Here is a 13,974-nt window from a genome sequence, read left to right on the forward strand (position 1 = left end):
AATAATTTCTAATCTTCAAATGCCGGCTTCAGCTCGATCACACTCACGATGCGGAATTTCCTCTCGCTTGTAACTGAGCAGCAAGCAATTCCAGTGTTCGTTTTTGCTGTTTAAGCTGTTCTTCTAACTCTTGAATTTGTTCGCGACGCGCTTCAAGTTCTATGGTGCGACGGGCGAGATCCTGACTTTGTAAGGTGAGGGACTGCCGCCAGTGTTCAACTCGCTCAGCTTCTTGCTGTAAGAATGCCGGCGAAAAACCTTTGCTTAAATATTGCTGGACTAAATCCAAAATCCAAGGAACGGCTTCTTGAATTTTCACAATTTGGCGAGTGGGAGAAAGCTCGATCAAAACAAGAAAACCATCGGTTAAAGAGCTGGGTTCTGTTAAAAATACAATGTCTTCACCGGGAACAAGTGCCCAAGTGTCTTCTGATTTTTGGCGAGCCAAAAGTCGGATGCCGGCTTTACCTAAGAACCCTTTTCTTTGAACCTGAGCTAAATACAGCATTACCTAATTCTCTCGCTCGGTTATATTTTTAACTTTTTGCTTAGCGCTCATTTATATTTGAGGAAATTGGTAAGTTTCAAGGTGCCAACCGGCACAGGATTTGCGCGGAGGCACCTTGACAAAACACTTAGGCTCTCAGGAGCTACTACTAGATACTATTGCTAGAGGTTATTGAGCCGGCTCTGCAAAATTTCCACCTGTTTCTCGGCTTCTGCTAGTGCATCCCGCGCTCCCTGCACCACTTCTGGTTTAGCATTATCAACGAAGGCGGCATTACTCAAACGACCGGCTAAAGATTTGGCTTCAGCCTCTATCTTTGCCAAGTTTTTCTCTAACTTAGATCGCAGTGCCGCGACATCAACAACGCCGGCTAAAGGAATGACAATTTGAACTGTTCCCACCACACCCGCAATTGATCCGCCTTCCCCTTCTTGAGCTTGGAGAGAATCAGAATCAATTGTTTCAGCGATGGTTAAGCCTTCAACCTTCGCTAAATCTTGAATGTAAGATTGCCCTAATATGAGGATATGCCGTTCGCGCTCACTTTCACTTTGTAAAATCGCTGACACTTTCACTGCCGGCTTGATATCCGCTTCAGCGCGAAGATTGCGAACTGTGCGGATTGTCTCCATGAGCAGATAAAAATCTGACTCTAACTCTAGATTGAGTAAAGTTGCATCAACCTCTGGATAGATTTGTAAGGCTAGCGTTTGATTTTCACCGGCTTGCGTTAAGGTGTGCCAAACTTCCTCGGTAATATGAGGCATAAAGGGATGCAGCAGTTTTAAAATTCCTTCCAAAACAACCGCCAGGGTTTGCTGCGCCACTCGCCGCGAGGCTGTATTCTCGCCTTGCAAACGCGACTTGACTAGCTCAATATACCAATCGCAGAAATCGCCCCAGAAGAATTCATAGAGTGCTTTGGCAGCTTCTCCGATACCGTAATTTTCGATGGAATTGCCGGTTTGCCGCACCATTTGATGATAGCGAGACAGAATCCAGCGATCACACAATTCTAGGGCATCTGCTGCCGGCTGGCCTAATTGTTGAGGTGTTTGCCCATCTAAATTCATCATCACAAACCGGGCGGCATTCCACAACTTATTGGTGAAGTTGCGAGAGGCTTCTACGGTCGCCGATTCTTGCTTTTTGCGATTATATTCCAGCCGAATATCTTGGCCGGCACCGGCAACTTCTCGCACCAGAGCATAGCGCAAAGCATCTGTCCCATATTTATCCATTAGCAACAGCGGATCGATGCCATTGTTCGCAGATTTTGACATTTTCTTGCCGTTTTCATCGAGCACTAACCCGTGAATATAAACGTCCTTAAACGGCATTTGATCCGTGAAATGCCCTGCCATCATGGTCATCCGGGCAACCCAGAAGAAGATGATATCAAAGCCGGTGACGAGGGTGGCAGTGGGATAATAAGTGGTGAAATCTGTGGTTTGTTCTGGCCAGCCCAAGACGGAGAAGGGCCAAAGTCCAGAAGAAAACCAGGTATCGAGGACATCGGGATCTTGCTCTAACTTGACATTTTCCCCAAATTGTAAAACTGCTTTTTCTCGCGCTTCGGCTTCATTTCGTCCCACGACAAAGGGGGTGCTGTCGGTAATTTCGCCGCCGGTTTCACTGACGACATACCAGGCGGGGATTTGATGCCCCCACCACAACTGCCGGGAAATGCACCAATCTTTTATCTTTACGAGCCAGTCGCGGTAAACTTTCGTCCAGCGCTGGGGTAGAAATTCCGGTGAGTTTTGGCTGTCTAGGGAGTCTAGCGCCTTGTCAGCGAGGGGGCGAATTTTGACGAACCACTGGGTGGAGAGGAGGGGTTCCACCGGCACCTTTCCTCGATCGCTATAAGGGACGCTGTGGTTGTAATCCTCGATTTTTACGAGCACGCCGTCTTCTTCTAGCCGCTTGACAACATTTTTGCGGGCGGTAAAGCGGGGTTGTCCTTGGAATGGGCCGGCATTTTCGTTCAAGGAGCCATCTTTGTTCATAATATTGATGAACGGCAGTTGATGGCGCTGGCCCATTTCAAAGTCATTGGGGTCATGTGCCGGCGTGACTTTGACGCAGCCGGTGCCGAATTCGGGATCAACCAATTCATCTGCAATAATCGGAATTTCTCGCCCCATAATTGGCAGCGTGAGGGTTTTGCCGATTAAATGTTTATAGCGATCATCGTTAGGATTAACGGCAACGGCGGTATCTCCCAGCATCGTTTCTGGACGCGTTGTTGCCACTTCCAGATAGCCAGAATTGTCGCTGAGGGGATAGCGGAAATGCCACAGATTGCCTTTAACTTCCTTATTTTCGACTTCTAAGTCAGAGACGGCAGACTGGGACTCTGGGCACCAATTCACGAGATAATTGCCACGATAGATTAGCCCTTGTTCGTAGAGGTGGACGAACGCTTGTGAAACAGCTTGGGATAAGCCCTCATCCATCGTGAAGCGTTCCCGCGACCAATCGACTGACACACCGAGCCGGCGAAGTTGGCCAACAATTGTCCCCTTGGATTTTGCTTTCCACGCCCAAGCCCGTTCTAAGAATTGTTCGCGCCCCAAATCGTAGCGGGTTTTACCTTCTTCCTTGAGCTGTTTTTCCAGAATCGTTTGTACAGCAATACTGGCGTGATCGGTTCCGGGAACCCATAGGGTGTTGCGTCCTTTCATGCGATGGTAGCGCACGAGGATATCCATAATGGTATCGCCGAGGGTGTGGCCTATGTGCAAGCTGCCGGTGACATTCGGCGGCGGGATAACCATGCAGTAGGGTTCGCCCGGATGATTAGGATCAGCTTTGAATACTTGATTTTCTTCCCAGAATTTTTGCCACTTGGCTTCTGTGGTTGCTGGATCGTATTGGGGGGGGAGGGTTGGAGTCATCAGTGGAGAAAGGGCAGGGTTTCTTTATAAGATTGTGCCATAGGGCTGAGGATAGGGCGTCTCTCGCGTGCCGATGGGGAGTGAGAGCAACTGGCGTATGAAGCGTGGGATGGTAAAGTTGGAATTTCTTGTGCCGGCTAGGTAATTTCCAAGCCATCTTTTAGTAAATCCGAACACTCGCTTAATGTCAGTCATCAGTTTCTTTTCGGGAAAACCTCGCTCTCAATCTTTTTCATTCAACGCTTTGTTTTTCAAGGTTTTAAAATTTTCTTGAGGAAGGCTTCATTCCGAACTATAAAAAATTTTGCTAAAATTGTTTATAGAGTTTAACATAAAAAATTTATCTCATTACCGATAAAACTTCTTACAGGAGATCCGTATGCCAGCAAAACAATTGTATGAACAAGGCTTGCACAAAGCCCGTCAGGGCAACTACTGGGGAGCCATTGACGACTTTAACCAGACGCTGGATCTGCAGCCGGGAGCAGTTAGAGCGTACCATCAGCGCGGTCTTGCTTATTATTATTTACAAGACTATGAAAAGGCGATTGAAGATTTTAATAAAGCCTTGTATCTCAATGCAAAACTGTCTAAAACTTATTTTTATCGGGGAAATGCTTGGCGGAAATTGGGAGAGCATCAACAAGCTATTGAAGATTTTAATCGCGCCATTGCTAACAATTATAATTTGGAGGCCGGTTATAACAACCGAGGGCTAGCTTTTGCTCATTTAGGGGAATACGAATCGGCTATTCAAGATTACGAGCGATCAATAGCCATCAATCCCAATAACTACAAGTTTTATTACAATCGTGGGCGAGCTTACTATCTTTTGGGAGATAAAAAAGCTGCAATTTTAGATTTCGAGCGAACTTTGCACTTAAATGCAAAATATACCAAAGCTTATATTAATCGCGGTCTTTCTTATTATCATTTAAAAGATTATCAAAAAGCGATTGACGATTACAATCAAGCGTTGATGATTGATCCAAAAAACGTTTATGCTTACTACAATCGAGGGTGTGTTCGAGCTAAATTAGGAGATTACGGTGGAGCAATTGAAGATTACAATCAGGCGGTGGTGATTGATCCAACCTATGCGAAAGCTTATATGAATCGAGGGTTAGCCCGTTATAAATTGGGAGATGAACCGGGGGCGAATAAAGATTTTTATCACGTCATGTGTATTAATGCTGAAGCTTATACCTATTACCAAGCTCAGCGAGGCACTTCTGATGCTAAGACTTATTCTAAAGCAGCCCCGCGAGTCGAGCAAAATCACGGGGGGGAATATTTTAATACCACATTAAATTCTACTTGGGAAAAAGAAGATTTAAGCAATCTAGAAGACTTGCTTTCTGAAGGAGAATTTATTAATTCGTAAAATTTGCCCAGTGGAATTATAAGCTTGGAATTTCTTCAATTTTAACCGGCACTGCTTTCAGACTTATATTTTATCAGATAACCCGAAGCCATTATAAAAGCTTCGCCTCATTCCTTTATTTTCCCTATTGTTGATTTATAGCCGGCACTCCAAGTTTAAATTCATCAAATTTCACTACGTTTGATTGCGGCAAGCGCGTATCAAAGTAATAACTGCTCACTACGCTGGCACCCGTATCTAAAATGCTAAAAACCGTCAGATCGTTACTGGCAATATAAGGCACCGGCTGCCCATTTTCATCTAAAATAGGCGCAATTGTTGGCATCACCGGCTCTAACCCATTGGGATTGCCGGTTGCTGCATAGTCTTCCTGATAGCCGACGGGTACTTTTCGCGGGTTTTCTTCAACAGCCGCGCCGTAAGAATTCCCGACATTTGAAGTTTCTAAAAAGTGGATTCCCTGAGAATCAACAAAGCGATTCCATAAATGGGAATGTCCATAGAATACTAATTGCACACCGGCAGCCTCTAGTAAAGGTACAATATCCCGAATAATATAATCAGCATCTTTCGGGTATTCATAGCGAATTGCCTGAATATTGCCCTCCGAATTATGCTCAATCATCTGCACTGGATCTGTATATGCCGGCACGATATTTCCCCCAAGCGTATGCGGTGGATGGTGAAACATCACAACTTTATATTTTGCCTGTTTAAACTCCGGACTATTTAGCTCTTTTTCCAGCCAATTATATTGAACACTTCCCTTAATAATTGGCTCAAAAATATGCTGCCCGTATCCCCAAGCAGCGGGATTATTGAAATCTTGCTCTCGTTCACGATATCTTCCCTTTGCATCAGCATTCAGACTTTCAACTCGCCAGACATTTGTAATGAAAGGAACTACTAACCGCACGTCCCCAAACGTGACAGCGTAATATTTTTTTCCACCTTCAGCACTTTCAGGTAATGTAAAAATCTCTTCGTAAGTATCCGTATTAAAAGAATTATTTTTCAGCAATGTTTCATCTGCATTTTGGCCGAGTTGTTGAGCGGCTGTACGGGGATAAGCATCATACAACTGCTCATTGAGACTGCTTTCCATCGAAAAGCGTCCCATAACTTCATGATTTCCAATCGTCGTAAATAGTGGGGCGTGTTGAATTAATTCGCCGCCTTTATAAAAAGTTTTAACGTTATTTTTTTCTAATTCGTAGCGAGCGCGACCTTGAAGACAGGGAAAAAACGCGCCACCTCGATCATCATCAAACCACTCGGAAGCCCGATCAGGAATATTTACTAAATCTCCTGCGTGAAAAACGGCGTCTACCTTACCAACGGTTTCGATAACTTTCTCAAGATTAGCCGCCGTCATTGGCATCAATTGATGATCGGAAGTCAACAAGATTTTTAAAGCTTGCTTCCCAGAAGGTGCCGGTGCGAGGGTAAACACACCACTCTCAATTTTTTCACCATCTTCTCGCACACTTGCGACAGAATAAGGCAGCTTTTCACCTGGAATTAAATTCTCAATTTTTGCCTCATGACGCCAGATATTTCGCCTTGTTGGCTGCGTAAAAATCGGATTATCTTTAGTTTGACCTTTAACTTGTGATCGGCTATCTTCACGAGTGCGGCTTAACTGGGTGGTTGTCGCGATCACTTCATGATCCAAATCTTTGCCGTAAATAACCGTATGACGGGAACCGGCAAACTCAGTAAACCAAACGACTCTTACCGAATTTTCAGCCGGCATTTGTAAAAAAGGATCGGTTAACAGTTGAGAATGAGTTGTCATAGAAAGCGATGCCTGATATGTACTAAAAACCCAAACAAGTGCTGTGAGGATAACGCAGCCGGCAACTGTGGCTGTCATGTGCCGATAGAAGCGCTTGAACCTAGGCAATTTTCCATAAACAGGATTCCCTCGCATCCCGCTAACTCCCAGCTTATAGAGACCATCTGTCTAGTTTATTTTAAAATAACGCCTGTCGTATATTAGTTTTATTTACCATAAAAATTATCCCCCGATAGTTATATCGGAGGATGATTCTTTTATATATTTTAGAGTTAAAGGGCGATTAATCTTTCTGTTCCAATGCAAAGAGGCGAATCTTTGTGTTTGTTGCATATTCTAGATATTCAGTCCTAGGATTCGCAGCGTCTGACAGAACCATCCGTATATAACTCCATTGGCACTAATTCTTCTCTTCCGTTGACTTTGACTTTAGAGTAGACAATTTTCAAGAAAGAGGTTTTTTCTGGGGTGTGGGTGTAAAACATGGTGGGTTTCCTCAATTTTGTCTTGTACCTTCTCGTAACTATCAGTATCACCGATTGACTTATTAGATTAAGTGATTTAAGGCTTTAAAAAATGTGATACTTTTTTTAACTAAAAGTGATTTCAAGATAAAGACTATGTGACAGCAAGCGGCCATCGGGGTGATGCCGATCACGATGGCCATCTGGGAGAGGCTGCCGGCAACCGTCTGGGAATGTAACAAAAACGCTCCAGAACCGCAGATCGGCGCTAAGCTACATTAAAAGGCGTGATTGCCGGCACAACCTAACAGGCAAATGTGAGCCAGTAGCCCCAAACCTATGCCCAGAACTCAACGGAACGACAACTTCATCGACAAAAGCTTCACGGTGATGGCAGATATCATCCTGAAGATCCTGCCTACCAACCAAAAAGCGAAAGAAGCTTTCGCCTACTACCGTGATGGGATGTCTGCCCAGGCGGATGGGGAATATGCAGAAGCTTTAGAAAACTACTTGGAAGCGCTGAAGCTAGAAGAAGATCCCAATGATCGCAGCTATATCCTCTACAACATCGGGCTGATCCATACCAGCAACGGTGAACAGGATAAAGCAATGGAATACTATCTTGAAGCCCTTGAACTCAACCCCCGCTTGCCCCAAGCGCTGAACAATATTGCTGTGATTTATCACTATCGCGGCGATAGAGCGAAGGAAGGAGGCCAAGATGAGGAAGCAGAGGAAATGTACCAGAAAGCTGCTGAGTATTGGAAGCGGGCAATTCGCATTGCACCCAATAACTACATCGAAGCTCAAAACTGGCTGAAGACGACTGGGCGATCGACGATGGACGTGTATTTCTAGGGAATTGGAAATTGTTCCGATTATTACCCATGACCCATTCCTGTGCAATCTAGCTGATTAAAAGTCAAAATTCAACCTTTAAGATTCACATGATTGATCGCGATCAAGTCCGCAAAGTCGCTCATCTGGCGAGATTAGAACTCACAGCCGAGGAAGAGGAGCAATTTACAACTCAACTCGGTAGCATTCTGGATTATTTTGAGCAACTGAGCGAACTCAATACCGAGAATGTGCCTCCAACAACGCGAGTTATTGATGTTAGCAATATAACGCGACCGGATGATCTTCAGCCCTATCCTTATCGCGAAGAAATCCTTAACTGTGCCCCCGATCAAGAGGGTGAATTTTTCAAAGTCCCGAAAATTCTTGGCGAAAGTTAACGATTGCCGGCAAAAATAACCGGCTAGGAATTACCAAAGTGGGAGAGGAACAAAACTCGGAAATGTGAGGGTTGTTTCTCTCCCATTCTGACTTTAGAAATATTTAGTTTTTGGGCGAAAAACCGCAAATAAACACCAATAAGGTTAACGAGTAGATAGCGCTTAATGGTGGGCTTTTTAGGTTTTTGCCGGCAGTCTATCTTAAAGGGTGCATCTCAGATTGGCCAAAATATTAAAGTAGGAGTATCTTAATTCCACAGATGACGAGAAGCGGGCAAGATGCCCGCACGACAAGTTTACAAAAATAGGATGCTCCCATCTTGAAAATCTAGTATTGCCGGTTAAAGCACACGCAGAATACTGGGAATGCTATCAACAGCATCTAGCGTGCGAATTTCTTCTAAAGCCTGTCGGAAATTCCCTTCACGAACATCGTGCGTAACGACAACAATTTCTGCTAAATGATCGCGCATTCCTGTTTGTACGATAGATTCTAAGCTAACCCCGTGGTTGCCAAAACTGGTGCCTAATTTGCCAATCACACCGGGTTGATCTCGTGTGAGGAAACGGGCGTAAAACCGACTCACCACTTCTTCCATTGGAGCGATGGTGCAGTAATGCTGGTGAGAGCAACTAATTAATGGATGAGGTAGGGTTTCAGTTTCGGTTTTTAGAACCGCCGCAATATTCATAATATCTGCGACAACCGCACTCGCAGTCGGGCCGGCACCGGCACCCCGTCCATAAAACATCACCTGTCCCAAGGGTTCTCCTTCTATTAAAATTGCATTGTAAACGCCGTTAATATTAGCGAGTGGATGCGTTTTGGGTACTAAAGTTGGATGCACTCTCAGTTGCAAGTTGTCTTGAGTTGAAGGTTGCGAATTTGCAGAGGTTGTCACTTCACGCTTAGCAATTGCCAGCAATTTAATTACAAAATCTAATCTTTCGGCATAGGCGATATCCGCTGCACTGATCTGCCGAATGCCTTCACGGTAAATTTGTTCGAGTTTGATGCGTCCGTTAAAAGCTAAACTTGCCAGAATTGCAATTTTATCGGCAGCGTCAAAACCATCAACATCTGCGGTGGGATCGGCTTCTGCATAACCGAGTTTTTGAGCATCGGCGAGCACATCGGCAAAATCTGCTCCTTCTGTTGCCATCCGGGTGAGGATGTAGTTGGTGGTGCCGTTAACGATGCCGGTGACGCTTTGAATGCGGTTCGCACCTAAGGATTGTTTGAGAGGTTGAATGACGGGGATACCACCGCCAACAGCGGCTTCTAGAAGGACGTAGACGCCTTTTTCATTGGCTGCGGTGAAGATTTCGTCGCCGTAGCGAGCGATGACTGCTTTGTTAGCGGTGACGACGTGTTTGCCGCCGGCAATGGCTTTGAGAATTAGGGTACGTGCCGGTTCGAGTCCCCCAATCACTTCTACTACGATGTCAACAGCCGGATCAGTGACGATTGATTCGAGGTCTGTTGTAAACACATTTTTGTCTATTTGTAAAGTGCGACCTTTATCAAGGGAACGCACTCCAATTTTATAGATTTCCAATTCTTGCAACAGCGGGTGACGCCCCTCTGGGGAGAGTAAAATCTCCGCCGTGCCGGTGCCAACTGTGCCTAATCCCAACAAACCTACTTTGAAAGCCACGATTTCAATCCGTATTGACTAAATTCTTGCCAAAACTATTGTGACAGTTACCCGCGCCTAAAGGTTAAGCTTAGAACAATTCGACCTATTGGGTGGAGGCGCTCAATGGTAACCTCCCCAAAAACTTCCGAGCAACCCATTATCTACCTAGACAGTGCCGGTCAGCAAATGGCCAGTAACACAAAACAGTTTAATTGGATTGTTTACATCAAGCTGGCATTGAAATTATTTTTTGCTGATGAGGCTGATGTTTTTGTTGCCGGTGACTGATTGTGGTATCCGGTAGAAGGGCAGAACACGCTTAAAAAAATGTCGGATGTCAAGATAGTATTTTGCCGGCATCAAGGTGACAGGGGTTTTTATTAGCAATGGCAATAAATAATATTCGGTCTCATGTCGTGTTTGAGGCTATTTTTAGAAGAGATAGGTTCTTGGAACTGACTATCTGCGTTTCAAGATGCCGGCATAAAATCAGTAATTGGCTTAATAACGACACCCGCATCACTTGCTGCATTTAATTGCCGATCATCTACTGTAATTAAAGGGCAATTTAGATTTAATGATAATGCAATATAAAGCGAGTCGTAAACAGCTAATTGATGCGTTAAACCAATTTGCAGCAACGCACGAGGCAGCAAAGTGTTAACTCGCACAACTTGCAACGGTAAATCTAACAGATCAACAATGAATTGCTCTGCGTCTGTTTGTGGCAGTCCTCGGAAGCGTACCTGCTTCCACATAACATTAACGCACTCTAACAGGCAAAACTCTGGGACATATAACAGATCGCCCTGATTTATCTGACTCACCAAAACCCTCGCCACTGGCGCGTGAATTTGGGTGATGAAATACTGAATCATCACACTTGTATCAACTACATAGCTTGCCATTATCTGTCTCGATCCTCTCGGATCATTTCCACAACCGAGGGTGAATCGGCTGGGGGTGTCCACCTGTGGCAGTCAACCGAGTCCATAATCTCCTGTAAAGACCGTTTTTTTGATGGAGGTTGCAGTTGCTGCTCGTGTCGTAACCGCTGATCGACTACCTGAGCGATCAAGCCTTTGAGTTCTTCTAAGGTTAAGTCTGCGACTTGTTTATCTGCCATCTGACCGGCTCCTTTTAATCTCTAAAATTATTATCACACCGGCATCCCGAATTCTCCCCAACAGCAAAGGCGAGGCATCTATTGATACCTCGCCCTCACATTTGATATTAAAAAGTTACCAGAACCATGAAAAATAATCTAATTTGCAATATTTGATTTCTCATTTCCTGTGGGATGGGCATTTTTTCCACCCCACATCATGCAAATTAGATGCAGATTAACTGAGCTTAGTAGGTTTCTACGTGCCAGCGTTCTTCCTTCTTCATCTTCTTCTGGTATTCCGCCCAATTCACACCATGCTTGCCGGCAGCAGCAGACATTCCCTCATCAATGCCGCCTTCCATACCCTTCAAGCCGCAAATATACACATGGGTATTTGGCTTTTGAACCAACTCCCACAGTTCATCTGCGTTTTCTTGAATCCGGTTTTGGATGTACATTTTGCCGCCTTGAGCATTCTTCTGTTCGCGGCTAATTGCACAAGTCAAGCGGAAATTATCTGGGTACTTTTGTTGCAACTCCTCCAACTCTTCTTTATAGAGAATATTTGGAGTGTAAGCAACACCAAAGAACAACCAAGCCAAACCGTTGAACTTGTAGTCTTCGTGCTGTTCCTTAAACATCCGCCACAGGTAAGCGCGGAACGGTGCGATGCCGGTGCCGGTTGCCATCATAATTACAGTGGCATTCGGGTCTTCTGGCAACAGCATTTCCTTACCGACAGGGCCGGTGATTTTCACCTCATCCCCGACATTAAGATTGCACAGGTAGGTCGAGCAAACACCTTCAACTTTTTCCCCGGTTTCTGGATGCTTGTACACCAATTGCCGGACACACAGCGAGATAGTTTTGTCATCAACATCGTCCCCGTGGCGAGTCGAAGCAATTGAATACAGTCTCAGCTTGTGAGGTTTGCCGTTTTTATCAGTGCCGGCTGGAATCATCCCGATACTCTGACCTTCCAAGTAGCGCAAATCCCCGCCAGAAATGTCAAATTTCAGGTGACGGACAGTGCCTTCTCCACCTTCGCGCACTAACTCTTCATTAGACAGACATTGTCCAACATAAGGATTGTTGGGCCGGTAAATATTAACCGGAATGTCAGTTTTATGCTTGGCTTGAGTCATAGGCTTGCTTTTTTCTTCTGACTTTGGAGCCTGCGAGCCATCGATAGGCTTGCTTTTTTCTTCTGACTTTGGAGCCTGCGAGCCATTGCCTTGCGTGCTTTGGCCATTCGCTTCGCCGTCAGCACTCAGGGGCCGGATGCTGACAATCTGGCCACCCATGCGAGTGATCCGTCGCATTTCCTGATTCATGCGGTTGTAGGGCACCGTGATAAACACACTGCCACTGCGACGAATGGGGGGAGTCATTTGGTCGGTTACTTCGTTCTGACTCAGACCAACCACTTCATAAACAAAGAGGCGGTTACCAGACACCGTGTTAGCAGGACTCCCCGCTGCGCTTGGATTGTACATTGCTTAATCTTCCCTCACCTTACCGGGTAACTAACTCAAAGAATGTAACTATTGAGTCAATTTTAATTTTTTTTAAGACGCAATTAACCTTAGCATAGGTACTGAACTCAATTATTCAACTGACCCTCAGCCTTGTAGGGGTAAGCCTGTTCTGGTAAGATCGACCTCAACACTTAGTATTAAATACTCAGCTTAGGGAAGCTAGAGCCTTCGCGAACCGGCAGACATTAGAATGCTGTGTGAAACGTGTTGACTCTGTCTTTGCAGTCGATTGAGAAAAGCGATAGCTTATGCGTCAGCCGAATCGCGTAGCATCTGTTAGAGATCGCTAAACTCCAGAACACCGGGGTCTCCTCTGGGCTGCGGAGTGAATTTGCTTAGGACTCAGTTAGGAAACAATCTTTATCGATAGAGGGAATCTATGACCAGTAAGCCGGATCGCGTGGTTTTAATTGGCGTCGCCGGAGACTCCGGATGCGGTAAGTCCACATTTTTGCGCCGCTTGACAGATTTGTTCGGGGAAGATTTTGTCACCGTAATCTGTCTAGACGACTACCACAGCTTAGATCGCAAACAGCGTAAAGAAACTGGAATTACGGCGCTTAACCCTAAGGCTAACAACTTTGACCTGATGTATGAGCAAATCAAAGCGCTCAAAAGCGGTCAAGCCATCGATAAGCCTATCTACAATCACGAAACCGGCATGATTGACCCACCCGAAAGGGTTGATCCCAATCACATCATTGTGGTAGAAGGGCTTCACCCCCTATATGACGAACGGGTGCGCTCACTGCTGGACTTCAGCGTTTACCTCGACATCAGCGATGATGTCAAAATTGCTTGGAAAATTCAGCGAGATATGGCAGAGCGTGGTCATCGCTACGAAGATGTCATTGCCGCCATCAACGCTCGCCGGCCAGACTTTAGCGCCTACATCGAACCGCAAAAAGAATTTGCGGATGTCGTGATCCAGGTGTTGCCGACAGAATTAATCAAAGAGGACAAAGAACGCAAGGTGCTGCGAGTCCGCTTACTCCAGCGCTTTGGCGTAGAAGGCTTTGAGCCGGCCTACCTGTTTGATGAAGGCTCCACGATTAATTGGACTCCCTGTGGCCGAAAGCTCACCTGCTCTTATCCCGGCATCAGAATGTTCTATGGCCCAGATACCTACTACGGCCACGAAGTCTCCGTACTAGAAGTAGACGGTCAATTCGACAATCTCGAAGAGGTGATCTATATTGAAGGCCACCTCAGCAATACCGCTACTAAATACTACGGTGAGCTGACTCATCTACTGCTTCAACACAAAGAATATCCCGGTTCCAACAATGGCACCGGCTTGTTCCAAGTGCTAACCGGCCTGAAAATGCGGGCAACCTACGAGCGCTTAACAGCCGGCGAAACCAAGATGGCTGCAAAAGTTTAGTGCCTAGTG

14 protein-coding genes are annotated in these 13,974 nt (G+C 45.5%); 5 read left to right on the forward strand and 9 right to left on the reverse strand.

The window, feature by feature from the left end:
* Positions 1–43: 43 nt before the first annotated feature.
* The 3 genes from H6F56_RS10620 to H6F56_RS10630 form a co-directional block, all read right to left on the reverse strand.
* A complete protein-coding gene (locus tag H6F56_RS10620) occupies positions 44–508 on the reverse strand; it encodes a hypothetical protein (RefSeq protein ID WP_190667617.1) in 465 nt (154 codons plus the stop codon).
* A gap of 161 nt (positions 509–669) precedes the next feature.
* Positions 670–3,408: a valine--tRNA ligase gene (locus H6F56_RS10625; protein WP_190667625.1), complete on the reverse strand. Its 2,739-nt coding sequence runs from the start codon at positions 3,406–3,408 to the stop codon at positions 670–672.
* Positions 3,409–3,432: 24 nt separating this feature from the next.
* Entirely contained in the window at positions 3,433–3,603 is a 171-nt protein-coding gene (locus H6F56_RS10630; protein WP_190667627.1) for a hypothetical protein, read from the reverse strand.
* 184 nt (positions 3,604–3,787) lie between these two features.
* On the opposite strand from H6F56_RS10630, the gene H6F56_RS10635 reads away from it, so the two are divergent.
* Positions 3,788–4,792 carry a tetratricopeptide repeat protein gene (locus tag H6F56_RS10635; RefSeq protein WP_190667628.1) on the forward strand — a complete coding sequence of 335 codons (1,005 nt, stop codon included), beginning with the start codon at positions 3,788–3,790 and terminating at the stop codon, positions 4,790–4,792.
* 124 nt (positions 4,793–4,916) lie between these two features.
* On the opposite strand, the gene H6F56_RS10640 is transcribed toward H6F56_RS10635, so the two are convergent.
* Together H6F56_RS10640 and H6F56_RS26830 are read right to left on the reverse strand one after the other, a co-directional pair.
* Entirely contained in the window at positions 4,917–6,590 is a 1,674-nt protein-coding gene (locus H6F56_RS10640) for a metallophosphoesterase family protein (RefSeq protein WP_190668174.1), read from the reverse strand.
* A 350-nt stretch (positions 6,591–6,940) separates the two neighbouring features.
* Positions 6,941–7,075 (reverse strand): hypothetical protein, encoded by a 135-nt coding sequence (locus tag H6F56_RS26830; protein WP_255513705.1) that lies wholly within the window; start codon positions 7,073–7,075, stop codon positions 6,941–6,943.
* Positions 7,076–7,393: 318 nt separating this feature from the next.
* On the opposite strand from H6F56_RS26830, the gene H6F56_RS10645 reads away from it, so the two are divergent.
* Positions 7,394–7,915, forward strand: a complete 522-nt coding sequence (locus H6F56_RS10645) for a photosystem I assembly protein Ycf3 (RefSeq protein WP_190667630.1) — start codon at positions 7,394–7,396, stop codon at positions 7,913–7,915.
* A gap of 89 nt (positions 7,916–8,004) precedes the next feature.
* Positions 8,005–8,295, forward strand: coding sequence for an Asp-tRNA(Asn)/Glu-tRNA(Gln) amidotransferase subunit GatC (gene gatC / locus H6F56_RS10650; protein WP_190667632.1), 291 nt, complete (start codon positions 8,005–8,007; stop codon positions 8,293–8,295).
* Positions 8,296–8,636: 341 nt separating this feature from the next.
* Here gatC and H6F56_RS10655 read toward each other — a convergent pair whose 3' ends face one another.
* On the reverse strand, positions 8,637–9,953 hold the full coding sequence (locus H6F56_RS10655; protein ID WP_190667634.1) for a homoserine dehydrogenase: 1,317 nt from the start codon (positions 9,951–9,953) through the stop codon (positions 8,637–8,639).
* Positions 9,954–10,058: 105 nt separating this feature from the next.
* Between H6F56_RS10655 and H6F56_RS10660 the strand changes: the two genes are divergently transcribed.
* Positions 10,059–10,223, forward strand: a complete 165-nt coding sequence (locus H6F56_RS10660) for a hypothetical protein (RefSeq protein ID WP_190667636.1) — start codon at positions 10,059–10,061, stop codon at positions 10,221–10,223.
* A 182-nt stretch (positions 10,224–10,405) separates the two neighbouring features.
* Here the strand turns inward: H6F56_RS10660 and H6F56_RS10665 are convergent, their stop codons facing one another.
* The 3 genes from H6F56_RS10665 to petH all read right to left on the reverse strand — a co-directional run bounded on the left by H6F56_RS10665 (position 10,406) and on the right by petH (position 12,539).
* Entirely contained in the window at positions 10,406–10,843 is a 438-nt protein-coding gene (locus H6F56_RS10665) for a type II toxin-antitoxin system VapC family toxin (RefSeq protein WP_190667638.1), read from the reverse strand.
* Positions 10,843–11,061: a hypothetical protein gene (locus H6F56_RS10670; RefSeq protein ID WP_190667640.1), complete on the reverse strand. Its 219-nt coding sequence runs from the start codon at positions 11,059–11,061 to the stop codon at positions 10,843–10,845. Before H6F56_RS10670 ends, H6F56_RS10665 begins: the two co-directional genes overlap by 1 nt.
* Before the next feature lie 227 nt (positions 11,062–11,288).
* Positions 11,289–12,539: a ferredoxin--NADP reductase gene (gene petH, locus H6F56_RS10675; RefSeq protein WP_190667642.1), complete on the reverse strand. Its 1,251-nt coding sequence runs from the start codon at positions 12,537–12,539 to the stop codon at positions 11,289–11,291.
* A 421-nt stretch (positions 12,540–12,960) separates the two neighbouring features.
* On the opposite strand from petH, the gene H6F56_RS10680 reads away from it, so the two are divergent.
* Entirely contained in the window at positions 12,961–13,965 is a 1,005-nt protein-coding gene (locus H6F56_RS10680) for a phosphoribulokinase (RefSeq protein WP_190667643.1), read from the forward strand.
* Positions 13,966–13,974 lie beyond the last annotated feature (9 nt).

The organism is Microcoleus sp. FACHB-672 (assembly GCF_014695725.1).
GTDB lineage: Bacteria > Cyanobacteriota > Cyanobacteriia > Cyanobacteriales > Oscillatoriaceae > FACHB-68.

Bases quoted from the DNA above. Each gene is read 5' to 3' on its own strand.
- petH (WP_190667642.1), bottom strand. From the start codon at position 12,539: ATGTACAATCCAAGCGCAGCGGGGAGTCCTGCTAACACGGTGTCTGGT.
- H6F56_RS10640 (WP_190668174.1), bottom strand. From the start codon at position 6,590: ATGACAACTCATTCTCAACTGTTAACCGATCCTTTTTTACAAATGCCG.
- H6F56_RS10660 (WP_190667636.1), top strand. From the start codon at position 10,059: ATGGTAACCTCCCCAAAAACTTCCGAGCAACCCATTATCTACCTAGAC.
- H6F56_RS10665 (WP_190667638.1), bottom strand. From the start codon at position 10,843: ATGGCAAGCTATGTAGTTGATACAAGTGTGATGATTCAGTATTTCATC.
- H6F56_RS10620 (WP_190667617.1), bottom strand. From the start codon at position 508: ATGCTGTATTTAGCTCAGGTTCAAAGAAAAGGGTTCTTAGGTAAAGCC.
- H6F56_RS26830 (WP_255513705.1), bottom strand. From the start codon at position 7,075: ATGTTTTACACCCACACCCCAGAAAAAACCTCTTTCTTGAAAATTGTC.
- H6F56_RS10625 (WP_190667625.1), bottom strand. From the start codon at position 3,408: ATGACTCCAACCCTCCCCCCCCAATACGATCCAGCAACCACAGAAGCC.
- H6F56_RS10630 (WP_190667627.1), bottom strand. From the start codon at position 3,603: ATGACTGACATTAAGCGAGTGTTCGGATTTACTAAAAGATGGCTTGGA.
- H6F56_RS10680 (WP_190667643.1), top strand. From the start codon at position 12,961: ATGACCAGTAAGCCGGATCGCGTGGTTTTAATTGGCGTCGCCGGAGAC.
- gatC (WP_190667632.1), top strand. From the start codon at position 8,005: ATGATTGATCGCGATCAAGTCCGCAAAGTCGCTCATCTGGCGAGATTA.
- H6F56_RS10635 (WP_190667628.1), top strand. From the start codon at position 3,788: ATGCCAGCAAAACAATTGTATGAACAAGGCTTGCACAAAGCCCGTCAG.
- H6F56_RS10670 (WP_190667640.1), bottom strand. From the start codon at position 11,061: ATGGCAGATAAACAAGTCGCAGACTTAACCTTAGAAGAACTCAAAGGC.
- H6F56_RS10645 (WP_190667630.1), top strand. From the start codon at position 7,394: ATGCCCAGAACTCAACGGAACGACAACTTCATCGACAAAAGCTTCACG.